The 24,044-nt window shown below is 68.6% G+C and carries 18 protein-coding genes and 2 tRNA genes; 11 read left to right on the top strand and 9 right to left on the bottom strand.

The annotated features are described in order from the left end of the window. Nucleotides 1–64: 64 nt before the first annotated feature. From MMF96_RS03970 to MMF96_RS03955, 4 genes are all read right to left on the bottom strand, one after another. A complete protein-coding gene (locus MMF96_RS03970; protein WP_256882622.1) occupies nucleotides 65–2,656 on the bottom strand; it encodes an ABC transporter permease in 2,592 nt (863 codons plus the stop codon). A gap of 3 nt (nucleotides 2,657–2,659) precedes the next feature. Beyond that, complete coding sequence (locus MMF96_RS03965; RefSeq protein WP_256882621.1) at nucleotides 2,660–3,412, bottom strand: ABC transporter ATP-binding protein; 753 nt, start codon at nucleotides 3,410–3,412, stop codon at nucleotides 2,660–2,662. Between the two features lie 236 nt (nucleotides 3,413–3,648). Next, complete coding sequence (locus tag MMF96_RS03960) at nucleotides 3,649–4,353, bottom strand: response regulator transcription factor (protein WP_176616540.1); 705 nt, start codon at nucleotides 4,351–4,353, stop codon at nucleotides 3,649–3,651. Continuing rightward, a complete protein-coding gene (locus MMF96_RS03955; protein ID WP_256882688.1) occupies nucleotides 4,354–5,610 on the bottom strand; it encodes a sensor histidine kinase in 1,257 nt (418 codons plus the stop codon). A gap of 152 nt (nucleotides 5,611–5,762) precedes the next feature. Here MMF96_RS03955 and MMF96_RS03950 point away from each other — a divergent pair, with 152 nt between their 5' ends. From MMF96_RS03950 to MMF96_RS03935, 4 genes are all read left to right on the top strand, one after another. Then, on the top strand, nucleotides 5,763–6,815 hold the full coding sequence (locus tag MMF96_RS03950; protein WP_176616539.1) for a 3-isopropylmalate dehydrogenase: 1,053 nt from the start codon (nucleotides 5,763–5,765) through the stop codon (nucleotides 6,813–6,815). Nucleotides 6,816–6,979: 164 nt separating this feature from the next. Next, nucleotides 6,980–8,089, top strand: a complete 1,110-nt coding sequence (locus MMF96_RS03945; protein ID WP_176616538.1) for a branched-chain amino acid aminotransferase — start codon at nucleotides 6,980–6,982, stop codon at nucleotides 8,087–8,089. A gap of 563 nt (nucleotides 8,090–8,652) precedes the next feature. Next, nucleotides 8,653–10,365 (top strand): cell wall-binding repeat-containing protein, encoded by a 1,713-nt coding sequence (locus MMF96_RS03940; protein WP_256882620.1) that lies wholly within the window; start codon nucleotides 8,653–8,655, stop codon nucleotides 10,363–10,365. Nucleotides 10,366–11,471: 1,106 nt separating this feature from the next. Further along, complete coding sequence (locus MMF96_RS03935; protein ID WP_256882619.1) at nucleotides 11,472–12,248, top strand: fumarylacetoacetate hydrolase family protein; 777 nt, start codon at nucleotides 11,472–11,474, stop codon at nucleotides 12,246–12,248. 51 nt (nucleotides 12,249–12,299) lie between these two features. Here MMF96_RS03935 and MMF96_RS03930 read toward each other — a convergent pair whose 3' ends face one another. Next, nucleotides 12,300–12,563: a hypothetical protein gene (locus MMF96_RS03930; protein ID WP_256882618.1), complete on the bottom strand. Its 264-nt coding sequence runs from the start codon at nucleotides 12,561–12,563 to the stop codon at nucleotides 12,300–12,302. A 295-nt stretch (nucleotides 12,564–12,858) separates the two neighbouring features. Between MMF96_RS03930 and MMF96_RS03925 the strand changes: the two genes are divergently transcribed. The 7 genes from MMF96_RS03925 to MMF96_RS03895 all read left to right on the top strand — a co-directional run bounded on the left by MMF96_RS03925 (nucleotide 12,859) and on the right by MMF96_RS03895 (nucleotide 20,647). Beyond that, nucleotides 12,859–14,298 (top strand): amino acid permease, encoded by a 1,440-nt coding sequence (locus MMF96_RS03925; protein WP_176616534.1) that lies wholly within the window; start codon nucleotides 12,859–12,861, stop codon nucleotides 14,296–14,298. A 196-nt stretch (nucleotides 14,299–14,494) separates the two neighbouring features. Then, a complete protein-coding gene (gene gltX, locus MMF96_RS03920; RefSeq protein WP_256882617.1) occupies nucleotides 14,495–15,994 on the top strand; it encodes a glutamate--tRNA ligase in 1,500 nt (499 codons plus the stop codon). A 69-nt stretch (nucleotides 15,995–16,063) separates the two neighbouring features. Continuing rightward, a complete protein-coding gene (locus MMF96_RS03915; protein WP_256882616.1) occupies nucleotides 16,064–16,783 on the top strand; it encodes an HAD family hydrolase in 720 nt (239 codons plus the stop codon). A 128-nt stretch (nucleotides 16,784–16,911) separates the two neighbouring features. Continuing rightward, nucleotides 16,912–16,983, top strand: a tRNA-Gln gene (locus MMF96_RS03910). Between the two features lie 91 nt (nucleotides 16,984–17,074). Further along, a tRNA-Glu gene (locus MMF96_RS03905) sits at nucleotides 17,075–17,150 on the top strand. Nucleotides 17,151–17,255: 105 nt separating this feature from the next. Next, entirely contained in the window at nucleotides 17,256–19,040 is a 1,785-nt protein-coding gene (locus tag MMF96_RS03900) for a dynamin family protein (protein WP_256882615.1), read from the top strand. Continuing rightward, on the top strand, nucleotides 19,037–20,647 hold the full coding sequence (locus MMF96_RS03895) for a GTPase (RefSeq protein ID WP_256882614.1): 1,611 nt from the start codon (nucleotides 19,037–19,039) through the stop codon (nucleotides 20,645–20,647). Before MMF96_RS03900 ends, MMF96_RS03895 begins: the two co-directional genes overlap by 4 nt. Before the next feature lie 46 nt (nucleotides 20,648–20,693). Here MMF96_RS03895 and MMF96_RS03890 read toward each other — a convergent pair whose 3' ends face one another. From MMF96_RS03890 to MMF96_RS03875, 4 genes are all read right to left on the bottom strand, one after another. Further along, a complete protein-coding gene (locus MMF96_RS03890; RefSeq protein WP_256882613.1) occupies nucleotides 20,694–21,224 on the bottom strand; it encodes a DUF1697 domain-containing protein in 531 nt (176 codons plus the stop codon). A gap of 58 nt (nucleotides 21,225–21,282) precedes the next feature. Then, nucleotides 21,283–22,410: a S1C family serine protease gene (locus tag MMF96_RS03885; RefSeq protein ID WP_256882612.1), complete on the bottom strand. Its 1,128-nt coding sequence runs from the start codon at nucleotides 22,408–22,410 to the stop codon at nucleotides 21,283–21,285. Between the two features lie 152 nt (nucleotides 22,411–22,562). Then, nucleotides 22,563–22,931 carry an SPW repeat protein gene (locus MMF96_RS03880; RefSeq protein WP_176616528.1) on the bottom strand — a complete coding sequence of 123 codons (369 nt, stop codon included), beginning with the start codon at nucleotides 22,929–22,931 and terminating at the stop codon, nucleotides 22,563–22,565. Between the two features lie 182 nt (nucleotides 22,932–23,113). Continuing rightward, entirely contained in the window at nucleotides 23,114–23,833 is a 720-nt protein-coding gene (locus MMF96_RS03875) for an IclR family transcriptional regulator (RefSeq protein WP_176616527.1), read from the bottom strand. Between the last annotated feature and the right edge of the window lie 211 nt (nucleotides 23,834–24,044).

Genomic DNA, 24,044 nt, shown 5'->3' with positions numbered 1-24,044 from the left:
AATTTGGTCCCGCTGCAGTCATTGCCGCGGTGACAGGCGGCCGCGGGCACCCCCGCCGCGCGCGTCAGTCCACGGCCAGGCCCTCGACGGGGGAGAGCCGGGCCGCGCGGCGGGCCGGAACCACCGAGGCCAGCAGCCCCGCGGCGGCGGCCACGGCCACCACCAGCAACACCTGGGCCCAAGGAACCACCGGCACCACGGTGGTGAAGCTGCCCAGGGCGGACTGCGCCCCGAGCCAGCCGTACACCACACCCAGGACGGAGCCGATGACGGCGGCCACCCCGGCAATGAGCACCGCCTCCAGCGCCAACATGCCGCGAAGCTGGCCCCGGGTCAGGCCCAGCGCCCGCAGCAGCGAGTTCTCGCGGGTCCGTTCCAGCACTGACAGCGACAGCGTGTTGGCCACCCCGATGAGGGCGATGACAATCGCCACGGCCAGCAGGCCGGTCACCACCAGCAGCAGCGTGTTGATGACCTGGTTGAACATGACCTTCTCGAGCACGGCCCCGTCCACCTGGTTTTCGTCAACGTGCAACGCCGAGGCGATGTCCGTGCGCAGGGCCGTGATGGCGGTCCCGTCCAGTGAGGGGGACACCTTGATCCATACCTGGTCGGCAGCGCCGGCCAGTACAGGGCTGCCGGCGGCCGCGGCGGGGAAGTCGCTGAGCGGGACCAGTGCGGCGAACCCGCCAGTGGTGGAAGTGTGCACCGTGAGCCGGGTGGTCGTTTTGCCGTCCACCAGCGATGCGCCCGCAGCCTTGGTGCCCTTGGGCAGCACCACGGTGCCTGGTGCGGGCCGGTTCGCCGGGTTGCCGAGCAGCCGTGCGGCGTCCGCGGCGGAGATGCCATAGGCCGGGTATTGCCGGCCGCCGGCCGTGACGGTGCCCACCACCTTCAGCTGGGCCACGGCCTCAACGCCGGGGAGGGTGGCCGCCTTGGCCAGTTCGGCGCCGGTGAATGCCGGCGCGCCCGGCACCGCCGCGGCTGCCATGTCGACGGGGAAATGGTCGGCCAGCTGCGATTCGAAGGCCTGCCGCGCGGTGGCTGCGCCCGTCATCATCATGGTCACGAGCGTGACGCCGATCAGCAGTGCGGAGGCCGTGGCGGTGGTCCGGCGCGGATTCCGCACCGCGTTCGCGGAGGCCATGGTGCCGGGGACGCCCGCGGGCCGGGCCAGCCTGCCGGCCATCGACACCAGGCGCGGCACAAACAGCGTCGCCGCCAGGATGAGCCCCACGAATGACGCCGCCCCGGCAGGCACGGCCAGCAGCAGGTTGGAACCGAGCCCGCCGGCCACCAGTCCCGCACCTCCGACCAGGATCAGCGCGATGCCGATCCCGAGGCGCACCCGCCCGGCCGCGTTGTGGACGGAGGCGTCGTCGGCCGGCCGCAGCGCCGCCAGCGGCGCCACCCGCGTGGCCGAGCGGGCGGGGACCAGCGAGGCCGCCACCGTCAGCAGCGTCCCCACCACCAACCCGGCAATGATGGACGACGCCGGAACCCCCAGGGTGGCAAAGGCGTAGTCGGGGTTGTGGCGCAGCAGGCCGACGACGACGGCCATGGTCCCCACCGCGGCCAGCACGCCGAGCACCGATGCTGCCAGGCCCACCACGAGGGCCTCGAGGATGACGGAGGAGCGAACCTGCTTCCGGCTTGCGCCCACGCAGCGCAGAAGCGCCAGCTCGCGGGTGCGCTGGGCGACAAGGACGGAGAAGGTGTTGGAAACCACCAGGCCGGAGACCAGCAGGGCTACGGCGGCAAAGGCGAGCAGCACGATCGTGAGGTGGTCGGTCCCGCCCGTGAAGGACTTGACGGTGGCCGTGGTCAGCTCCTGCGGGGTGACCACCTGGCCGGCCGGCAGCCTCAGCGCCTGCTCCAGCGCGGTGGTGGCAGTGGCCGTGTTGGTGCCCGGCACCAGCTTGACCGCAATGGTCGTGTAGTGGGTGTCGGGGCCGGATACGGCGTCCAGGGTGGCGGCCGTGGCCGCAAACTGCGTCAGGCCGGAGAGCTGGGGATCGGCGGAGGCCGCCATGACCCCGGTGACGGTCGCCTTCACGGCGTGCGAGGCGGCGGGCAGGGCGGAGTCTGGCGCGGCGGAACGGGCTGCCCCGGAAGTGCCGGAACCGGAGACGCCGGAACCGGACGCTCGGGCCTCGGCCTTCAGGCGGCCTTCCTGGTGGGCCGCCGCGACGGGGGTTCCGCCCAGGGTCACAGTGCTGCCCACGGCCAGGTGGCGGGCCGCTGCGGTCTTGGCGTCGACCGTGACCTGGCCGGCCGCCGTCGGCCATGAGCCGCTGACCAGCGCCAGGGGCTCCAAGGCAGGGGAGGCGGGGAGGTTGCGCAGCACGCCCGCCAGCGTGGCGGTGCCGGCCGAGACCGGCACCATGTCCTGGCGGAGCGGGTAGCTGGCGGCGACGCCGGGCGTGCGGGCGGCTGCTGCGGCGGACGCGGCGGTCAGCGGCACGGAGGCGGTGGCGGAGGCGACCAGGTCCGCCTTGGCGTAGGACTGTCCCAGGCTCGCGGTTAGGGAGGCCGTGGCGGAGGAGTTGACCATGAGCGTGGCGGAGAGAAAGGCGACGGCCAGCAGCACGGCCAGCATGATGGCGATGAACCGCCGCGAATGGGTCTTGAGCTGGCTGAAGGCTACCTGCAGCATGTCCTATGCCCCCAAGGATGCGAGGGAGGCAAGCACGGTCTCGGCCGTGGGGTTCTCCAGCTCGCCCACCAGGGCGCCGTCGTTCATCAACACCACGCGGTCGGCGTAGGAGGCGGCGACGGGGTCGTGCGTGACCATGATGATGGACTGGCCCATCTCGCGGGAAGAGCGGCGCAGCATGCCCAGCACCTCGGCGCCGGAGCGGGAGTCGAGGTTGCCGGTGGGCTCGTCGCCGAAAATGACGTCGGGGCGGGTGAGCAGGGCGCGGGCCACGGCGACACGCTGCTGCTGGCCGCCGGAGAGCTCGTGCGGCTTGTGCGCCAGCCGGTCGGTGAGGCCCAGCGTGGAGGTGACGGAGGTGAACCATTCCTTGTCCACCTTGCCGCCGGCGAGCGCCACGGGCAGGGTGATGTTGGCTTCCGCGGTGAGCGTGGGGACCAGGTTGAAGGCCTGGAACACGAAGCCGATCCGGTCCCGGCGCAGTTGCGTCAGCGCCTTGTCGTTGAGCGCCGTGAGTTCCGTCTCGCCGAGGTGGATGGTGCCGGCCGTGACGGAGTCGAGCCCGGCCAGGCAGTGCATGAGCGTGGACTTGCCGGAGCCGGAGGGGCCCATGATGGCGGTGAACCGGCCCGCCGGGAAGTCCAGGTCAACCCCCTTGAGCGCCGCCACCTCGGTCTCGCCCTTGCCGTAGGTCTTGCGCAGCCCGCGGGCCTGGACCGCCAGGGTCCGCCGGCTTTGTTCGGTAGTGATCGTCATGGCTCCAGCCTATTTCCGCCTGGGGTGGCGGCGGATCGGAGCGCGGGTGGAGATCGCAGGCATGTTCGCCCCCGCCACCTCCTCCCAAGGGATGACCCGCCCGCGGCACCCCGGGCCTGCCTCCCTGCGACGCTCGGTTGCAATCGGGGCAAATACGGCCAACGCTCCCTCACTGGGTGCGGGAGCGTTGGGCAAAAACGCCCCGATTGCAACCGAGCGTTGGTGGGTGGGTGGGGTCAGCCGGGGGAGACTATGCCTGTCTCGTAGGCGATGACCACCACCTGGACGCGGTCGCGGGCGTTCAGCTTTGCCAGGATGTGCCCCACATGGGTCTTGACGGTGGCCTCGGAGACAAAAAGCTGTCCGGCGATTTCCGGGTTGGACAGCCCCTGGGCGATCAGCACAAACACCTCGTGCTCCCGCGCCGTCAGCCCCGCCACGGCGGCGGCGTGCGCGTCGTTGGCCGGGCTCGGCGCCGCGAGCAGGGGCGCCACGTGGTCCAGGAGCCGCCGGGTGGTGGACGGGGCGATCACGGCGTCGCCGCGGTAGACGGTACGGATGGCACCGAGCAGTTCCTCCGGCGGGGCGTCCTTCAGCAGGAAGCCGCTGGCCCCGGCCTGGATGGCGGCCAATGCGTATTCGTCCAGGTCGAAGGTGGTCAGCACCACGATCTTCAGCCCGGAAAGCCACGATCCGGCGGGTGCGGCCTTGACCCGCTCCACCAGCCGCCGGGTGGTCTCGATCCCGTCCATGCCGGGCATCCTGACGTCCATGAGGACCACATCGGCGGCCGTCGCGGACAGCGCGGCCAGGGCCTCGACGCCGTTGCCGGCCTCCACCACCGCGGAAAGGTCCGGCTGGGAATTGATGAGCATGCCGAGTCCGGAGCGGATCAACAGCTGGTCGTCCACCAGCGCCACGCGGATGGGCGGATGTGTCATTTAAGCCTCCGAATAGGGAATGAATGCGGCAATGCCGAAGCCGCCGCCGGCGAGCGGCTTGGCCTCCAGCGTCCCGTCGTACAGTTTCACACGTTCGCCCATTCCGCGCAGTCCGTTGCCGCCCGGGGACCGCGGGGAGGCGGGCAGGGCTGGGAGGGAGGTGCCGGCGTCGTGCGCGCCTCCCGTGTCCGCCAACGACGCCGAGGCACCCCTCCCGTTGTCCCGCACCGACACATCCAGGCCGCGGGCGCCCCAGTGGAGCGCCACTGCCGCCTGGACGTTGGGCCCGGCGTGCTTCATGACGTTGGTCAGGCCCTCCTGGACCACCCGGTAGGCGGTGAGCTCGGCCCCCGCCGGCAGCGTGCGGCGCGCCGATCCGGTGGTCTCTGAGGAGACCGCGAGGCCGGCGGCGCGGACACCGAGCAGCAGTTCATCGAGTTCCGACAGGCCGGGCAGGGGCCGCATGGAGGCGTCGGCGCCCCCGCGCAGCACGCCCAGCAGGCGCCGCATTTCCTGCAGCGAGGACCGTCCCGTCCCGGCGATGGTGGCGAGTGCGGCGGGCGCGGCCTCAGGATGGGCTGCGGCGGCGTACCGGGCGCCGTCGGCCTGGGTGATGATGACGGAGAGGGAATGGGCCACGATGTCGTGCATCTCGCGGGCGATGCGGGCGCGTTCGTCGCCGGCGGCCAGTTCGCGTTCCTGCTGGGCCTCGATCTCCAGGCGGTGCGCGCGGTCCTCCAGTGCCTGTTCCCGCAGCCGTTTGGTCCGGGTCAGGTCCCCGGCTGTCCAGCTGAACAGGACGAGGACCCAGATGCCCAGGACCAGCACGGCGCCATAGGGCATCGAGGCCAGGGAGGACGAGGTGAGGTTGGCGAAAAAGCGGGTGACCAGCAAGATGGCGCCCAGCATTGCCAATGCCAGCCCGCCCAGGCTCGCCCAGCGCGGGGCGAAGGCCGCCAGGGCGTACAGCACGATCGGCACCGCAATGTCTGCGGGCATGGGCTGCACCGCCAGCGCCCACTGCAGGATGGCCGCGGCGGCAACGAACGCGCCGGCGGCGAGGGTGCGGGTGCGCCGCCAAGCCAGCGGAACGACCAGCGCGGTGCCGAAGACGACGGTCGCCGTGAGGTGGGCCATGCCCGGGCCGGCGCCCGGACGGGCCATCCCCAGCGGCATGGCCACGAACCACAGCACGGCCATGGAGACGAGGTCCACGGCGAACCGGTGCCGGCGGAACCAGTCGTAGACGGAATGCATGATCACGCCTTCCACTGTAGGCGGGCGGCGGCTGTCCGGCGTCCTGCCAGGGGTGGAGCCGGGCCACGCCGATGGACCCGGCGGCCCCGGCTGGTGTCTCATAATGTGGGACCGCTTGCCCATCATGTGGATGGTTTCGCTAGTCTGGAGCCATGAGCGCATCAATTGACATTGCAGTTATTGGCGGCGACGGCATCGGCCCTGAGGTCACCGCGGAGGCCGTCAAGGTCCTGAAAAAGGTCACGGCCGCCGAGGGTGTGGGGCTTAAGCTGACCGAGTACAAGCTCGGCGCCGAGCACTGGCTGGCCACCGGCGAGACGCTGCCGGAGGAAACCATTGACGCCCTGCGCGGCCACGACGCGATCCTCTTTGGCGCGGTCGGAGCGGCCCCCGGCGACACGTCCATCCCCTCCGGGCTGATCGAGCGCGAGATGCTGCTCAAGCTGCGCTTCAGCCTGGACCACTATGTGAACCTGCGCCCGTCGCGCCTGTACGACGGCGTGGCCTCGCCGTTGGCGGACCCCGGCGCCATCGACTTCGTGGTGGTCCGCGAAGGCACGGAGGGGCCCTACGTCGGCAACGGCGGCTCGCTCCGGAAGGGCACCGCGCACGAGGTTGCCACCGAGGTCTCCGTCAACACCGCCTACGGCGTGGAGCGCGTGGTGCGCGACGGCTTCCGCCGCGCCAGCGAACGCCCCCGCAAGAGGCTCACGTACGTGCACAAGCACAACGTGCTGGTCCACGCCGGGCACCTGTGGAAGCGCACCGTGGAGGCCGTCGCCGCGGAGTTCCCCGACGTCACCGTCGACTACCTGCACGTTGACGCGGCCATGATCTTCCTGGTCACCGACCCCGCCCGCTTTGACGTCATTGTCACCGACAACCTCTTTGGCGACATCATCACCGACCTCGCCGCCGCGGTCAGCGGCGGGATCGGCCTGGCCGCCTCCGGAAACCTCAACATGGACCGCACCGCGCCGTCCATGTTTGAGCCGGTCCACGGTTCCGCCCCGGACATTGCCGGCCGGCAGAAGGCGGATCCGACGGCAGCCATCCTCTCCGCGGCGCTGCTGCTGCACCACCTCGGACACCAGGCCGCCGCCGGGCGCATCGAGGCGGCCGTCGCGGCGGACATTGCCACACGCAACCCGGCGTCCCCCCGCACCACCGGCGCCATCGGCGACGCCATCGCCCAGGCCGTCTGACGGCGTCGTGCCGGCGGACGCCGCGACGGACGGGCAGGGGTACGCTTAACACCTAGAGTGAATGCACCGTAACTGAAAAAGTCGGCGCAGGAACACGCATTTTTCGGCACGAACGCCGCCCAGGCTGGAATCACCGACGGCGGGCACAACCATGTGGAGGAAGCATGACCCAGACAGCGCAGCTGGCATTCACCCGGCAGCTGACCACCAACCCGAAGAGCGCCGCCGAGCGCGACGCCGTTTTGGCCAACCCCGGTTTTGGCGACTTCTTCACCGACCACACGGCTGTCGTGGACTACAAGGTGGGTGCCGACGGCCGGGGCGGTTGGAGCAACGCGCGCATTGAACCCTACGGCCCCATCGCCATGGACCCCGCCTCCGCCGTGCTGCACTATGGGCAGGAAATCTTCGAGGGCCTGAAGGCGTACCGGCACGCCGACGGTTCGGTCTGGACGTTCCGCCCCGAGGCCAACGCCGCCCGCTTCAACGCCTCCGCCCGCCGCCTGGCCCTGCCCGAACTGCCCGCCGAGACGTTCATTGAGTCCCTGCGCCAGCTGGTTTCCGCAGACCTGGACTGGGTGCCGACGCAGGACGGCGAATCGCTGTACCTGCGCCCGTTCATGATCGCCACCGAGGCGTTCCTGGGCGTCCGCCCGGCCCGCGAGGTCTCCTACCGCGTCATCGCCTCCCCGGCCGGCAACTACTTCGGCGGCGAGCTCAAGCCCGTCTCCATCTGGCTCTCCACGAACTTTGCCCGTGCGGGTGCCGGCGGCACCGGCGAGGCCAAGTGCGGCGGCAACTACGCCGCGTCGCTGGCCGCGCAGATCGAGGCCGAGGCCCAGGGCTGCAAGCAGGTGCTCTTCCTGGACCCGTTCAACGACAACGCCATCGAGGAACTCGGCGGCATGAACATCTTCTTCGTGTTCAAGGACGGCCGCCTGGTCACCCCGGAGCTCAACGGCCACATCCTGCACGGCATCACGCGCTCCTCCGTCATGCAGCTGGCGGCGGACCGCGGGCTGAAGGTGGAGGAACGCAAGATCACCATCGACGAATGGCGTTCCGGGGTGGCTTCCGGGGAGATCACCGAGGCGTTTGCCTGCGGCACGGCGGCCGTGATCACCCCCATCGGCGAGCTGAAGTCGTCCGAGGGCACCATCGCTTCGCCCGGTTCCGGTGCCGGTGAGGTCACCATGGCCATCCGCGAGCAGCTGCTGGGCATCCAGACCGGCCAGCTCGAGGACCTGCACGGGTGGCTGACCCGCCTGGCCTGACCCCTCCCTCCGCAACTGGGTCGCAGTTATTACCATTTTTCCTCCGTTTTCCGGGGTTTTTCGGTAACAACTGCGACCCAGTTTTTTTATGCACGACGCCGGGTGTCCGGCTTGCGCGGCATCGTCGCCACCGGTGCGCGCGGCTGCGCCATGTCGCTCCGCCGTGCCGTGCGGGGACGTCAATTGATGCGACCAGCTGCCAATCCGTGGTTTCTTTTTTGAAATTGCCGTAGATTATGCTCAGTTGTTTTGCTGCCACGTTGTGGATTCCAGCTGCGGCGACGGACATTTATTATATTGGGGGCTCCGTGGGTATGCATCGAGTATGGAACATTAATGTTGGTGTGGGGCTGGCGGCAGCATTTGGGCTTCTGGCGGCCGGCCTGGCGCCGGCCGGTGCGGCCTCATTGCCCGCGACGGCCAGCCCTACGTCATTGACGGCCATAGGCCCCGATGTCCAGCTGGGTTCAGTTTCCGGCAGCCTGTGGAAAACGCATCTGGCAGTCACCCCGGACGGGAGAACTGCCTACGCTGCGTCAGGCAATGTCAGCAACACCATCGGAGTGTTCAGCATCCCCGGGAACAAGGCCGTCGCCTCCGTCTCCCTCCCTGCCAATGCCGGCTCGCTGGTCGCCAGCCCCGACGGGTCCCGAATCTATGCCAGCCTCACGGGCGGGAACGGCATTGCCGTCATTTCGACGGCGGACAATTCGGTGGTCTCCACCATCGCGCCGGGTGGGACCGGCTCCAATCCGGACCTGGCCTTGACGGCAGACGGGAAAACCCTCCTGGCGCTGGATGGCGTCAACAAGTCGTTGAACTTCATTGACACCGCGGCGTCCGCGCCGGGCGGGGCGTTGTCCTTGGCAACCGAGGCTGAACTCTTCGGGGTGTGGACCACCCCGGACAGTACACAGGCCTACATTGCCACTGGCAGCGGCTACAACGCGCAGGGCGTTCGCACCTTTGACATTGAAGTCATGGACCTGGCGACGCGGACGGTGCTCCGCAGGGTCCCCTCATGTCCCTTTGTACGCGCCATAGCCTTCAGCCCCGACGGCCGGAAAGCCTACGTTGGCTGTGAAACCGGTGAAGTTTCCGTGTTGGATACGGTCGGTGGAACTGTGGCCAAGTCGCTGAGACCGGGATTCAAGGTGCAGTATGCCCAGCTTGGGGGCAGCGGCACCAAGGTCCTGGTCGCCGGGGCCGTTGACGACAGGGTTGCGGAAATTGACATCGCTACGGACACAGTGACCGGCACAGTCTCGACAGCCTCACAGATCCTGGGACTTGCCGTGCCGCGGGCGGGCACCAACGCATATGTGGTGCGGCGCGAAGGCCAAACGCTGACCATGCTCTCCCCAATGACGGTGACTAATGCGCGCCCGGCTGTTTTCACGGACCGCATCTTTGGTGCCGACCGCTATGAGACTGCTGTCGCCGTTTCACGCGAGTACTTTGTAGGCGCCGGTACCGTTTATGTTGCCACGGGGGAGCAGTTTGCCGATGCACTGGCTGCCGCGCCGGCTGCCAACAAGGAGTATGCACCCTTGTTGCTAACCCGAAGCCGCAGCCTGCCCCCCGTGGTCCAGGACGAGATCATCCGGCTCAAACCCGGCAAGGTCGTGGTGGTTGGCGGTGAAGGGGCAGTGTCGGCCGCAGTTTTCCAGGATTTGAAGAAACTGGTCCCCAACACCATCCGGCGGTCGGGGGCGGACCGCTACGCCACGGCCCGGGCCGTGGTTGCGGGCGCATTCCCAAGCGCACAATCGATTGCCCTGGTAACGGGTGCGGATTACCCCGACGCACTGTCCGCGGCCGCGTTGGGCCCGGTCCTTCTCGTGCCGCCCGGGACCACACGCCTGGACGTCTCCACCATGACCCTTCTGGGGCAACTCAAGGCCGCCTCCGTGTATATCGTAGGTGGTTCCGGCGTCGTATCCACCAGCATCGAGAAGCCCCTGCGGGACAAATTCATCCAGGTCTACCGCTTCGGTGGCACGAACCGCTTTGAAACCAACCAGCTTGTGAACGCCGCGTCCTTTGCTCCCGCGAGCGACCGCACGTATTACGTCTCAGGCTGGAACTTCCCTGACGCGCTGACCATTTCCGCCGTGATGCCAAGCCACCAGGGCCAGGCTTACATGGTTCAGCCCAACTGCCTCCCGGCGGGCGTCCTGAAGGCGGTTTCGGGCACCACTGCCGCCACGCGGGTGACATTGCTCGGTGGCTCAGCAGTCGTGGGCGATGCCGTCGCGTTCGGTCAGGGCTGCTGACGGCAGGTGGTCGCCGCACGGACCTTGCACATCGAGGGCCTGCGTGGACCATCATTGTCCCCGGCGGGGACAGGATGATCGTTCATCCCTCATGCCAGGAAATTCGAACGGGGGTCAATGACCGCAAAAAGGTGGAACCGCGCAGTTTTTCAGCGCTCAGGCGATGTCGGGATGCCGGCAACCGGGACTGTGGCGATTTTGCCGGCCGGATCCCCGATTTCTCACGGCCACCATGTACTGGCGTGCGGTGTCCAACGCCATGGTGGAGTCTGCACGGAAGTATCGCGCCTACGTGCTGAATATCCCTGATGCTGGCGGATAGGCAACCGCAGCCGGCACCTGGCCGGGTCTTTGACCTGCGGCGCCAACCGCCGGTGTTGCCTCGGGCGCGAACCATGCCCACGCCCGGTCAGGCGGTGCCTTGGCTGCAAAAATGACGGCCCTTGATTCTCCTGATTGCTCCGAGCGGGTTGGTTGCTGCCATGACGAATGAGCTGCGCCGGCCGGCAACGTCGGAGCCTGGCGTCACGGGCGCCAGCGCCACGGCCCGCTCCTTAATCCGGCTGGCGTGACAAGGTTGTTAACAGAAGCAAGTTGTCAACAGAAGCAAACCGCACGGGGCCGTAGTGGTGGGCATGGCCACGATGACGCACCGTGGCCGTGCCAATTTCATTGTGACCGGAAAGGCGTCAACGCTGAATTGGACGCCACGCCCGGCCAACGGGATCGGCAATTATGCCGGAACAATTGTCATTGGCGGGTACGACAGGTCGGGACCAACCATCAGGTTGCACATCACCCCTGACAGGCCATGGACCATATCGCCATGGACCATATCGGTCGCCAGTGTGCCGGCCCCACCCACTGACGGCACGCAAAACGTGAGTGGAAAAGGCGACGCAGTTTTCAATTGCATCGGGAACGCAGGGACTGCCAGGCCGGGGCATAACTGGACGGGTAAATTAATTGTGAGCATGACCCGCATCGACGGCAGCTGGAGCGCCGCAATGGGATGGCGGCAAGAAACAGGTTCAGTACAATATTGTCGTTTCCCGGAGACGGTCAAATGCCATGGGGAAACCTCATTCTGGAATAGACTGACACACATGCGCATAGCCCGTTTTGTAGTCGACAATGACCCGATGTACGGCCTGGTGGAGGGGGAGTCCGGCAGTGAAGTTGTCACTGTCATCAAGGGCGATCCCTTTTTCAACGGCGTGGAGCGGACCACCATCAGGTACCCGCTGGAGGACGTGCGCCTTGTGGCCCCGATCATCCCGCGCAGCAAGGTGGTGGGCGTGGGCCGGAACTTTGCCGAACACGCCCGTGAGCTGGGCAACGAGATTCCCGTCCACCCGCTGCTCTTCCTCAAGCCCAACACGTCGGTGGTGGGTCCCGGGGAGCCGGTCGTCATGCCGGCATTCTCCGAGGAAATCTCCTACGAGGCCGAGCTGTGCGTCGTGATCGGGCGCATTTGCAAGGACGTGCCGGAGGAGCGCGCGGATGAAGTCATCTTTGGCTACACCTGCGGCAACGACCTCACCGCGCGCGACGTCCAGAAGGGCGATGGCCAGTGGGCCCGCGCGAAGGGCTTTGACACGTCCGCCCCGCTGGGCCCGTGGATTGAAACCGAGCTGGACCCCGAAGAGCTGCGCATCCTGGGCTGGCTGAACGGCGAACTCCGCCAGGACGGCAACACCAACCAGATGGTCCGCAGTGTCCGCGAGCTGGTCTCGATCGTCTCGCGCGCGTTCACCCTGCTGCCCGGCGACGTCATCATGACCGGCACCCCCGCCGGAGTCGGGCTGGTCACGGACGGTGACCGCTACGAGATTGAAATTGAGGGCATCGGCCGCCTGTCCAACCCGATTGTCCGCCGCTAGGGCGATGCCCCTGTCCCGCGTACGACGCCGGGCCCTCCTTCGGCGTTGAGGTCACCGTTGGTGCCCGGCGGCCGTGTCGATGGCTGCCGCGTGCCCGGCCCATTGGTCCGAGGCGGGCAGGATTCCCGTCCACCCCAACAGCAGGTAGCCGAATCCCGTCACGCACGGTGATAGGGGAGTGGCGCCAAGGGACAGGAGGTCCTGCGCGCTGCCGGCCCGCCCGAGCAGTTCCGTGGGCACCGCGACCATGAAGTACCCCAGCAGGGCGGCATTGATGCCGGCGGAAACCAATCCGGCCGAGACCGCCGTCGGCACCCTGCGGCTGACCGCCGGGGAGGCGAATGAACTGTTTCTCTTGGTGGAAAGGTCGTGAAGGAGGCGCGCTGCACCTGAATCCCGGCGATGCCGGTGTCACGACCTGGGAGTACACGTTCGTGGCTGTCCGCGAAGACCTCTGAGGGGCAATCCTTGGCGGGATGCCTGTGGTCCGCACCACGGCGGCGTGACCGGCGTCGTAGTACCATTGACAAGTCCTTTGCGCCCCCACCCGCCGCCAACGCGTGATCTGGGGGCTTTTTGCAGGGCACCCGCCGATCGTAAGGACTTTCGCGTGTCACAAAACGCCACCGACACTGCCGCGCCCGCGGCCGGATCCATCACGGGGGAGGGCTACCAGCGCACGCTGTCCCGGCGCCACGTGACCATGATCGCCATGGGCGGGGCCATCGGCGTCGGCCTGTTCATGGGTGCCGGCGGCCGGCTGGCCTCGACCGGCCCGGCGCTGATCTTCTCCTACGCCATTGCCGGCGCCATTGCCTACCTGCTGATGCGGGCACTGGGCGAGCTGGTCATGTACCGGCAGACCTCCGGTTCCTTTGTGTCCTATGCGGGCGAGCTGTTCGGCAGGAAGGGTGCGTACCTGTCCGGCTGGATGTACTTCATCAACTGGGCCATGACGGGCGTGGCCGAGCTGATCGCCATCGGCCTGTACTTCCAATACTTCTTCCCCGGGGTCCCCGTTGAGGCCAGCGCCCTGTGCGCACTGGCACTGCTCGTGGCGGTGAACCTGCTCAGCGTCAAGGCCTTTGGCGAATTTGAGTTTTGGGCCTCGTGCCTGAAGGTGGCCGCCATCGTGATGTTCCTGGTGGTCGGCACCGTCATGGTTGCCATGAACGCCCAGGTGGGCGGCCAGCATGCCACCGTCAGCAACCTCTTCAGCGCCCACGGCGGCATGTTCCCCCAGGGCGGGCTCGTCATGATCCTGGTGCTGAACGCCGTCATCTTTGCCTACAACGCCATTGAACTGGTGGGCATCACGGCCGGCGAGATGGAGGACCCCGCGCGCGAGGTGCCCCGCGCCATCCGAGCCGTGGTGGTCCGCATCGTGATTTTCTATGTCGGTTCCGTGACGCTGCTGGCGATGATCATGCCCTCGGACCACTACAAGTCCGGTGAGAGCCCCTTTGTCACAGTGTTCGCCTCCATGGGGCTCGGCTGGGTGGGCTCCGTCATGAACTTTGTGGTCATCACCGCAGCCCTGTCGTCCTGCAACACGGGCCTGTACTCGATCGGGCGCATCTTCCGCACCATGGCCAACAACGGGCACGCGCCGCAGTGGCTGACCAAGATGTCCGCGCGCCACGTGCCCTACGCCGCCATCCTGGCCATCGCCGCGGTCTACGTTGTCGGCGTGGGGGCCAACGTGCTGCTCGGTGGAACGCACGCCTTCGACCTCGCCCTCAACACCGCCTCCATCGGCGTGATCTTCACCTGGGGCTCCATCTTCGCCAGCCAGATCATGCTGCGGCACAAGAAGGGCAAGGTCTCCAAGCTGCCCATGCCGGGATCGCCCTGGACCAGCTGGGCAGGCCTGGCGGCGCTGCTGGCCATCACCGTGCTGATCGGCTTTGACACCATGACCGGGCCCGACGGCGCCGTCTTCCACCTGGGCCTGTGGACGCTCTGCGCCATCCCGGTCTTCGCCGCGATGCTGTGGTTCGGCTGGCGGTTCGTGAAGGACAACGAGCCCGCGAACGAGCTGTTCACCTGACCCTGCGGCATGTGGCGATTCGCGGCCGAGCCGTCACTTGTGGCGGCTTTGACGCTCCATGGCCGCCACGAGTGACGGGTCGTGGCGGCTTTGACGCTCCGTGGCCGCCACGAGTGACGGGTCAGCGCCCCGCAGGCAGGCCTCCCGGCATCGCGGGCGCCAGGTGGTTTGCTTCAAGGTCTAAACTGGGAACATCATGACTAACGCAGCCCAAATCCCCACTGTCACCGCTGAAACCCCCGTCCGGGTACGGTTTTGCCCCTCGCCCACCGGAACCCCCCACGTCGGGCTGATCCGCACGGCGCTGTTCAACTGGGCATACGCCCGCCACACCGGCGGCAAGCTCATTTTCCGCATCGAGGACACCGACGCGAAGCGGGACAGCGAGGAAAGCTTCCTCCAGCTGTTGGACGGGCTCAACTGGCTCGGCATCGACTGGGACGAGGGCGTGGAAAAGGGCGGCCCGGACGCGCCCTACCGCCAGTCCCAGCGCGGGGACATCTACCAGGACGTGATTGCCAAGCTGGTGGCCGGCGGGCACGTCTATGGGTCCTATTCCACCCCGGAAGAGGTCGAGGCGCGCCACAAGGCGGCCGGCCGGGACATCAAGCTGGGCTACGACAACTTTGACCGCGACCTCACACCGGAGCAGATCGCCGCGTTCAGGGAAGAGGGCCGCAAGCCCGCGCTGCGGTTGCGCATGCCGGATGCGGACATCACCTTCACCGACCTGGTCCGGGGCGAGATCACCTTCAAGGCAGGATCAGTCCCGGACTACGCCCTGGTCCGTCCCAACGGCGCGCCGCTGTACACGCTGGTGAACCCGGTGGACGACGCCCTCATGGGTGTCACCCACGTGCTCCGCGGCGAGGACCTGCTCTCCTCCACCCCCCGCCAGGTGGCCCTGTACGCGGCCCTGTACGACGTGGGCGTGGCCAAGTACATGCCGCTGTTCGGCCACCTGCCCTACGTCATGGGTGCCGGCAACAAAAAGCTCTCCAAGCGCGACCCCGAGTCGAGCCTGTTCCTGCACCGGGACCGGGGCTTCATCCCCGAGGGGCTGCTGAACTACCTGGCCCTGCTGGGCTGGTCGCTCTCCGCCGACCGGGACATCTTCACGGTCGAGGAGCTCGTGGCCAACTTCGACATCCACGACGTCCTGGGCAACCCCGCCCGCTTCGACATCAAAAAGGCCGAGGCCATCAACGGCACCCACGTGCGCATGCTCGAGCCCGCCGACTTCCGCAACCGACTGGTCCCGTACCTGCAGGCCGCCGGCGTGGTGGGGGAGACCCTGACCGACCGTGAGAATGAGATCCTCACCGAGGCCGCCCCGCTGGTCCAGGAACGCATCACCCTCCTGGGCGAGGCCCCCGAGATGCTCTCCTTCCTGTTCAAGAAGGACGACGCCGTTGACGTCGCCGACGACGCCCGCAAGGGCCTCCCCGAGAACCTCACGGAGGTCCTTGACGCCGCGCTGGCAGCGCTGGAAACCGTCGCCGACTGGACGGCCGGGAACATCCAGGCCGCCCTCCGGGAGGCGCTGGTTGAGGGCCTGGGCGTCAAGCCGCGGCTGGCCTTCGGCCCCGTCCGCACGGCCGTGTCCGGCCGGCGCATTTCCCCGCCGTTGTTCGAGTCGATGGTCATCCTGGGCAGGGACTCCTCGCTGGCCCGCCTCAAGGCCTTCCGGGGCTAGGGCTTGGACGCCAGCGCTACGCACAACACCGCTGTTCGGGGCGCCCCCGCGGCCCCGGTCAGGGGTGTCTTGTTTGACATAGACGACACCCTGGTCGACCTGCATGCGGCCATGAAGGACGCCATGATTGCGGCGAGCCGGCCGCTGCTGCCGGACTTCGGCGCGGCGGACTGGGACGGCTTCGCGGCGCTGTACATGGCGGATGTGCACAGGTACTACGACCGTTATGTGGCCGGCGAGTTCACGTTCGGCGAGCAGCGCGGTTTGCGGGCCCGTGCCGTGTTCGCGCATTTCGGCACGCCCGGCTTCGACGCCCGTGCGGAGCAGGACTGGATCGAGGACTTTGAACGGGCGCAGCCGCACCACATCAGGGCCTACCCGGACGTGGTGCCGGCCCTGGACGCGCTGGATGCTGCCGGCATCCCGTACGGTGCCGTCAGCAACAATGTCCACGACTACCAGCGCGCCAAGCTGGACCACGCCGGGCTGCAGCGCATCTCCATCCTGGTGGGAATCGACACGGTCAACGCGGCCAAGCCGGAACCGAAAGTCTTCTTGGAAGGCTGCCGCCTGCTGGGCACCGGCCCGGCGGAAACGCTGTACGTGGGGGACAACTACCTGGTTGACGGTGAAGGCTCCGCCGCGGCGGGCCTGCAGGCCGTCTGGCTGGACCGGAAAGGTGCGGGTGCACCGTCGGGCAGTGCCGCAGGATGCGGGGCGGCGGAGGGCATCCGCACGGTGGCCGGACTCGGGGAACTGGGCGCACTCACCGGCCCGCGGCGGCTGTGATGCACGCCTCGGCCCGAATGCGCCGCCCGGTTTTGGTGTCTGGCGAAGTCTCAGGTATAGTTTTATCCCGGCGCGAGGGCCGCTGAAGGACCGGGGAAACCCGCGGATTTCACGGCAGAACGTGCCTTTGGGATATGGTGTAATTGGCAACACATCGGTTTCTGGTACCGACATTCTAGGTTCGAGTCCTGGTATCCCAGCGCTTGTAAAAGCTGCCTTTTCGATTGGCATGCAAGGCAAAATTCGGGTAACGTTTCCGGAGTTCGCAGAGCAATAAATCGAATGTATTAGGGCCCCATCGTATAGCGGCCTAGTACGCTGCCCTCTCACGGCGGTAACGCGGGTTCGAATCCCGCTGGGGTCACCAGCAAGGCCGGGAAACCACAGGTTTCCCGGCCTTTTTGCATGCCCGGCCCCTTTTGCTTTCCGTGCCTTTGGTTTGTATTGCCCATTGAACTGGCATGATGAAGCAGTGAGCCCAACCAATTCAGGCAATGCCACGGACAACGGCGCCGGCGCCCGCGTGCAGGAGGCCGCGGTTTCGCTGCTGGAGCAGGTACGCGGCGAACTTGCATCGCTGCAGCTTCCGCTGGAGCTCCCGGGCGCGGCAGACGCCCGCCGGACCGCCGCCCGTGCCGCCGGGCAGTTGGACGACTACATCCTGCCGCGCTACCGCAGCCTGGACGCCCCGCTGCTGGCCGTCGTCGGCGGTTCCACGGGGGCCGGCAAATCGACGCTGGTCAACGCCCTGGCCGGGCACCCCGTCACCCGGGCCGGCGCCATCCGCCCCACCACCCGCCAGCCGGTGCTCCTGCACCACCCCGCGGACGCCGCCTGGTTCACGTCCACGCGCGTCCTGCCCACGCTGGCCCGCATCCACGGCGAACTGGCCGGTGCCGGCACGCCCGCCACCCGGGCCGGCGCCACGCCGGACCCTTCGGCGATGCAGTCCCTGGTCCTCGTGGCCGACCAGGCGGTGCCGGAGGGCGTGGCCCTGCTGGATGCCCCGGACGTGGACTCCGTCGCCGACGGCAACCGCCAGCTTGCCTCGCAGCTGCTCGCCGCCGCGGACCTGTGGCTGTTCGTCACCACGGCCAACCGCTACGCCGACGCCGTGCCGTGGAAGCTGCTGGTGGACGCAGCCTCGCGCGACATCCTGGTGGCCGTGGTCCTCGACCGTGTCCCGCCCGGCGCCGAGGACGAGGTCGCCGCGGACCTGCGCGCCATGCTCACCCGCGAGGGGCTCGCGGAGTCGAAGTTGTTTGTGGTGCCCGAGACCGCACTGGACCCGCTGGGGATGCTCCCGCCCGCCGGCACCGCCCCCATGGCCGCCTGGCTGGGGGACATCGCTGCGGACGCCGCCGGCCGCGCGGAAATCGCCCGCCGCACCCTCAATGGCACCGTCCGCTCCCTGTCCGGCAAGGTGTCGGCCCTGGCGGAGGCGGCCCGCGACCAGGACGACGCCGGCCGGCAGCTGTCGGACGATGTCACCGCAGCGTTCACCGACGCCCAGGCACGGATTTCCAAGGCGACCAGCGGCGGTTCCCTGCTGCGGGGGGAGGTACTGGCCCGCTGGCAGGACTTCGTGGGCACCGGCGACTTCTTCCGGGCCCTGGAAAACGGGATCGGCCGGGTCCGGGACCGGATCGGCGCCTTCTTCCGGGGCCAGCCGCCGCCGGCGGTGAAAGTGGAGGCAGCCATTGGGACGGGCCTGCGGGCCGTCATCGTCGATCAGGCGTCCCATGCCGCCGAGGACGCCGACCAGCGCTGGCGTGCCGACCCCGCCGGGCGCGCACTGCTGGGCACGGACGACCTTTCCGGAACCACGCCGGGGTTCCCCGCCGAGGTGGCCGCCGAGATCCGCGCCTGGCAGGGTGACGTGCTGGCGATGATTCGTGCCGAGGGGGCGGCCAAACGGTCGCAGGCCCGCTGGCTGTCCTTCGGGGTGAACGGGCTGGGCGTGGTGCTGATGATCACCGTCTTTTCGCTCACCGGGGGACTGACGGGCGCCGAGATCGGGATTGCCGGGGGCACCGCCGTCGTCGGCCAAAAAGTGCTCGAAGCCGTGTTTGGCGAGGATGCCGTGCGGCGCCTGGCCCACGAGGCCAGGCAGTCGCTGGAAACGCGGTGCACGGCACTGCTGGAACACCAGCAGCAGCGCTTCCTGGAGCGGATCGGGCCGGTGCTGGACGGCACGGCGGCGGACCGGCTGGAGGGGCTGGCCGTGGAACTGGCGAAACTGGGGGAGGGCGCATGAGCCGGCACCGCAACGCACGCACGGAATCGGCCCTGGCAGGCAGGCTCGCGGCGCTGAACGAGGCGCGGGAACTGGGCGAAGGCCGCCTGGACGACGCCGTACTGCAGCGGGTGTACGACGTGCTGGAGCGGGCCTCTTCACGGCGCTCCCTCAGCGCGGAGCACACCGTGGTGGGATTTTTCGGGGCCACCGGCAGCGGGAAGTCGTCCCTGTTCAACGCCGTGGCGGCGACGGACGCCGCCCGCGTGGCCGTCCGCCGGCCCACCACCAGCGAAGCCCTGGCCATGGTGTGGCAGCCCGACGGCAGCGCGCCGCTGCTGGACTGGCTGGAGGTGTCGGAGCGGCGCGGGGGCGGCCCGGTGCCCGGACTGACGGACGGGGGCGGCGGCCTGGTCCTCCTGGACCTGCCCGACTTTGATTCCGTGCACCGCGGCCACCGCGAAACCGCCGAGCGGCTGGCCGGGCAGGTGGACGTGCTGGTCTGGGTGGTCGACCCGCAAAAGTACGCCGACGCCGCGATCCACAACGACTTCATCCGGCCGTTTTCCGCGCACGCCGCCGTCACGCTGGTGGTGCTTAACCAGGTGGACCGCCTCGCGTTGTCCGAGGTGAAGCCGGTGGTGGCATCGCTGTCCTCCATCCTGGACCGCGACGGCCTGGGAAAGGTCTCGGTGCTGGGCGTTTCCGCGGTGACCGGCGAGGGCGTGGACCGGCTGCGCCGCGAGGTGGCCGCCGTCGTGAAGGCGAAGCAGGCACAGTCTGCCCGGCTGGCAGCGGACGTTGCCGTCGCGGCGGGCCACCTGGAAGAGGCGGCCGGTGCCGGTGTGGCCGCCGGGGTCCGCCAGCAGGACCGCACGGCCCTGGCGGCCGGGCTGGCGGATGCCGCCCATGTGGACACGGTGGTGTCCGCCGTGCGCACCTCCTACCGGCTGGAGGCCGTGAGGCGGACAGGCTGGCCCGTGACGCGGTGGATGTCCCGGTTCCGCAAGGACCCGCTGCGCCGCCTGGGACTACGCCGGGAAGGGCCCGCCGAGGTGAACCGGACATCGCTGCCGCCGGCAGGTGCGGCGGGACAGGCCCGGCTCGATTCGGCCGTGCGCGACTTTGCCGACGCGGCCAGCGACGGCGCTGCCGGGCCCTGGCGCGCGTCGATCCGGGCCGCCGCGCGCAGCAACCGCGAGGCGCTGCCCGACGCGCTGGACCAGGCCGTGGCCTCCGCAGACCTGAAGGCCACCAAGCGGGCCTGGTGGTGGCCGGTGTTTTCGGTTGTCCAGTGGCTGGCCCTGCTGGTGGCTGTGGGCGGACTCGTGTGGCTGGGCGTGCTGGCGGCCCTGGGCTATTTCCAGCTGCCGGTCCCTCAGGTTCCGCGTGAGCAGGGCTGGCCGCTGCCCACCCTCATGGTTGCCGCCGGCGTGGTGGCGGGCATCCTCTTGGCCGTGACGTCCAAGTTCCTGTCCGCAGCGGGTGCCCGGGGCCGGGCTGCCTTCGCACGGCGCCGGTTGCGCGGCGGCATTGCCGATGTGGCGCAGTCACTCGTGGTGGGCCCCGTGGAAGCCGAAACAGCGCGTTACGCCAGGTTCCAGGAAGCCCTCAACGCGGCCCGGTGACAGGGTGCACGGGGGCCGGGACCAGGTGGCCGGGCCTGTCTGGCCCCTACCCCAGCGCGTCGCGGCACTTGAGGAGCGTGCGCAGGTTGCGGGTCGTCGTCGTGCTTTTGTTTTTTTCCTTGGCGGTCAGCTTGCTGAACGGCGAGTCGAGGGTGCCTCCGACGGGTGCCGGCCAGGCGAGTGCCTCGGGCGAGAGCCTGGCCAGTTCGACGCCGGCGAGCCCGCCTCCCAGCGTTTCCAGCTCGTCGAGGATGGCAGGGTCGGAGGAGAGCGTGACGTAGCTGTGCCGGGCCTTGTTGTCCGGCGGGAAGGGGCAGGCCTCGATGATGGCCGCCAGGCGGTCGCGGTCGAGGACCACCACCCGGGCGTCGTAGCCGAAGCGGTCGCGCAGGCACACCTCCACCAGGTCCTTCAGCTCCGGTGCCGTGGCCTCGGCTGCGCACACGAAGTTGCCGGAGGCGAGCAGCGTCTTCACGCCCGTGACGGGCAGGGGCTCCAGTGCCAGGCGGAGATCGGCCATCTTGATGTTGATGCCGCCGACGTTGATGCCGCGCAGGAACACCGCGTAGTTGCTCATGGCAAAAACCCTACCGTCCCGGCCACCCCAGGTGGGGCGGCCGGGGTGGAACGGGCCGCTACTGTGTCGCGGCGGGCGTGTTGCCGAGCGTCACCTCCAGCGTTGTGGCGGTGCTGCCACGCTGCACGGTGACGTTGATCCGCTGGCCCGGCGAGTCGGCGCGCAGGGCCGCCACGAGGTCCGTGACGTCGTTGACCGGGGTGCTGCCCACGCGGGTGATGACGTCCCCGGGTTTCATGCCGGCCGCGGCGGCCGGGCCGCCGGAGGCGACATTGATGACCAGGGCGCCGTTCGTCGTTGGCAGCCTGAATTCCTGTGCGGTTTGGGGGGAGATGTCGCTGAGGCTGACGCCGAGGAAGGCGTGCTTCACCGTGCCGTTCTTCAGCAGCTGGTCCGCCACCTCGGTGACGGTGGAGGCCGGGGTGACAAAGCCGATCGCCACGGCCCCGGAGCTTGGCGGCAGGTAGGCCTCGGACAGGCCGATGACCTGGGCCTGCGCGTTGCTGACCGCGCCCCCGGAATTGCCGGGCGAAATGGGTGCGTCGGTCTGGATGAGGTTGATCATGCCTTCGGGTGCCTCGGACGACGGCGGGATGTCACGGTGCAGCCCGGAGATGATCCCGGCCGTCACGGTGTTGTCCAGACCCAGCGGGCTGCCGATGACCACGCACAGGGAGCCAACCACCGGCGGCGTTGACGCGAACGTGGGCACCGGCAGTCCCGTGCGGTCGGCGCGGATCACGGCGACGTCGTCCACGTTGTCCACGCCGAGCACCCGGGCGGACGCCTGCTTGCCGTCCGCGAACTGCACCTGGACGGTGGTGAACGGTTGCTTCTGCGAGTCCTCAACCACGTGGGCGTCGGTGACAATGGTGCCGTCGCTGCGATAAACCACCCCGCTGCCGAGGCCGACCTGCGTTTGGACGGTGACGACCGCCGGTTCAATCTTCTGGACAATGGCCGGCACGGCCGGCAGGCCCTCGTTGACTGGACCGCTCCCGGTCCCGGTTGCCGGCGCCGACGCTGACGGCGGGTCTGACGCGGGACTTGACGGCGCGGGGGCCGTTGCCCCGGATGGCGGGGCCGATGCGTTGTTGTGGGTGGTGACGGCGGTGCATCCGGCCGTGCCGGCCATGAGGCCGGCGGCCATGACGGCCGCAAATATGGTGCGGCCAATGGTTTGCATGGCCGGCTCCTCTCGGCCCCGGGCGTGCCCGTGCCTGAACGGAAGCGGTTTCCCGGCAACGGTTTCAGGGGCAAAAATGGTTCAGGAGCCACACCGGGCTCCTGAATCAAATCAATCTGGCGGCGGCTGCGCTGGGCGCAGCCGGGTTTCCGCTATGCCCCGGTGGGGGTGTGGTGGTGCGTGTGCTGGCGGGCCTCCACGCTGAGCGGGGCAGCCCAAAGGGAAGCGGCCAAGGAGATGAGGCCAAGGGTCCATGCCGTGGTTGCCGTCCCGGAGACGGCCGCGAAGCCGAACATCCACGGTGAAACAATCATCAGCAGCCCCAGGGCCACCTTGACGTACTCCATCACTACCAGGTCAGGCATTGCCAGGCTGATCAGTGCGGCAATGACCATCGCCGCTCCAAGGACCATCAATGCGCTGGCGCCTGCCACCGACGACATGCTGGAAAATGCGGCAAATGCGGCAACAACACCCGCGCCGAGCGTTACCCAGTCCTGCCAACGAGTCCAAGCCTTCATGGATCTCATCCTCCTACTATTCAGGTTGCCTTTTGTGTGACTTCAAGGTTCAACCTTTCCTACACTTCCGTTCTACGCTTGATCGCACCAAGGTTCAATGGGTCGCTTCCGGGGCCGGTGCGAAGGCGCCACGGACCGCGGATCGAACTCCGCCGCGGGGCTGGTGGGGCCCGCGGTGCGGACTATTCGGCGCTCTTGCGCAGGGCTTCGGTCAGGATGCGGGAAGCGTTGCAGACCACCTCGGCGTGCAGTCGCCCGGGCTGGCGGGTGAGGCGTTCAATGGGTCCGGAAATCGAGACGGCGGCGATCACGCGGCCGGACGGGCCACGCACCGGGGCGGAGACCGAGGCGACCCCGGGCTCACGTTCGCCCAGGCTCTGGCCCCACCCACGGCGTCGTACGCCGGCCAGCACGGTGGGGGTGAAACGGGCGTTGTGCAGGCCCTCGAGCAGGCGTTCGTGGTCCTCCCAGGCGAGCAGTACCTGTGCGGCCGAGCCGGCCTTCATGGTCAGCTGCGTGCCCACGGGGATGGTGTCGCGCAGGCCGATGGGGCGCTCGGCGGAGGCCACGCACACGCGGGAGTCGCCCTGGCGGCGGAAGATCTGTGCGCTCTCGCCGGTGGAGTCGCGCAGCTGCAGCAGGACGGGGCCGGCGGCGGCAATGAGCCGGTCCTCGCCGGCCGCGGACGCCAGCTCCACGAGCCGGCTGCCCAGCACAAAGCGGCCCTGCATGTCGCGGCTGACCAGCCGGTGGTGCACCAGTGCCAGCGCCAGCCTGTGCACGGTGGGGCGGGCCAGGCCGGTGGCCGCGACCAGCTGCGCCAGGGTGGTGGGGCCGGCCTCCAGTGCATCAAGCACCAGGGCTGCTTTATCGATGACGCCAACGCCGCTAGAATTGTCCATGTAATGATATTGACGTCTCAGCATGTGAGATGCAAATCGACGGGCTGGCATCCGCACGGGCAACGCTGCGACAGTGGAAACATACAAACCACCGAGCACTGTCCACGCCTGCCGATTCCATGGGCGGGACGGGCCCAACCGAGGAAGGGAGCTGGCCGTGACCGAGGCAACCACACCCGATGCACAAGGCTCAGCACAGACGCCGTCGGCC

The organism is Arthrobacter sp. STN4 (genome assembly GCF_024539665.1).
GTDB lineage: Bacteria > Actinomycetota > Actinomycetes > Actinomycetales > Micrococcaceae > Specibacter.
Note: the sequence above shows the minus strand (reverse complement) of the source record. Positions and strands in the feature narration are given on the sequence as shown.

What these genes read in the sequence shown, in the direction of transcription:
- MMF96_RS03970 (WP_256882622.1), bottom strand. Translation starts at nt 2,656, where the DNA reads ATGCTGCAGGTAGCCTTCAGCCAGCTCAAGACCCATTCGCGGCGGTTC.
- MMF96_RS03965 (WP_256882621.1), bottom strand. Translation starts at nt 3,412, where the DNA reads ATGACGATCACTACCGAACAAAGCCGGCGGACCCTGGCGGTCCAGGCC.
- MMF96_RS03960 (WP_176616540.1), bottom strand. Translation starts at nt 4,353, where the DNA reads ATGACACATCCGCCCATCCGCGTGGCGCTGGTGGACGACCAGCTGTTG.
- MMF96_RS03955 (WP_256882688.1), bottom strand. Translation starts at nt 5,610, where the DNA reads ATGCATTCCGTCTACGACTGGTTCCGCCGGCACCGGTTCGCCGTGGAC.
- MMF96_RS03950 (WP_176616539.1), top strand. Translation starts at nt 5,763, where the DNA reads ATGAGCGCATCAATTGACATTGCAGTTATTGGCGGCGACGGCATCGGC.
- MMF96_RS03945 (WP_176616538.1), top strand. Translation starts at nt 6,980, where the DNA reads ATGACCCAGACAGCGCAGCTGGCATTCACCCGGCAGCTGACCACCAAC.
- MMF96_RS03935 (WP_256882619.1), top strand. Translation starts at nt 11,472, where the DNA reads ATGCGCATAGCCCGTTTTGTAGTCGACAATGACCCGATGTACGGCCTG.
- gltX (WP_256882617.1), top strand. Translation starts at nt 14,495, where the DNA reads ATGACTAACGCAGCCCAAATCCCCACTGTCACCGCTGAAACCCCCGTC.
- MMF96_RS03895 (WP_256882614.1), top strand. Translation starts at nt 19,037, where the DNA reads ATGAGCCGGCACCGCAACGCACGCACGGAATCGGCCCTGGCAGGCAGG.
- MMF96_RS03890 (WP_256882613.1), bottom strand. Translation starts at nt 21,224, where the DNA reads ATGAGCAACTACGCGGTGTTCCTGCGCGGCATCAACGTCGGCGGCATC.
- MMF96_RS03885 (WP_256882612.1), bottom strand. Translation starts at nt 22,410, where the DNA reads ATGCAAACCATTGGCCGCACCATATTTGCGGCCGTCATGGCCGCCGGC.
- MMF96_RS03880 (WP_176616528.1), bottom strand. Translation starts at nt 22,931, where the DNA reads ATGAAGGCTTGGACTCGTTGGCAGGACTGGGTAACGCTCGGCGCGGGT.
- MMF96_RS03875 (WP_176616527.1), bottom strand. Translation starts at nt 23,833, where the DNA reads ATGGACAATTCTAGCGGCGTTGGCGTCATCGATAAAGCAGCCCTGGTG.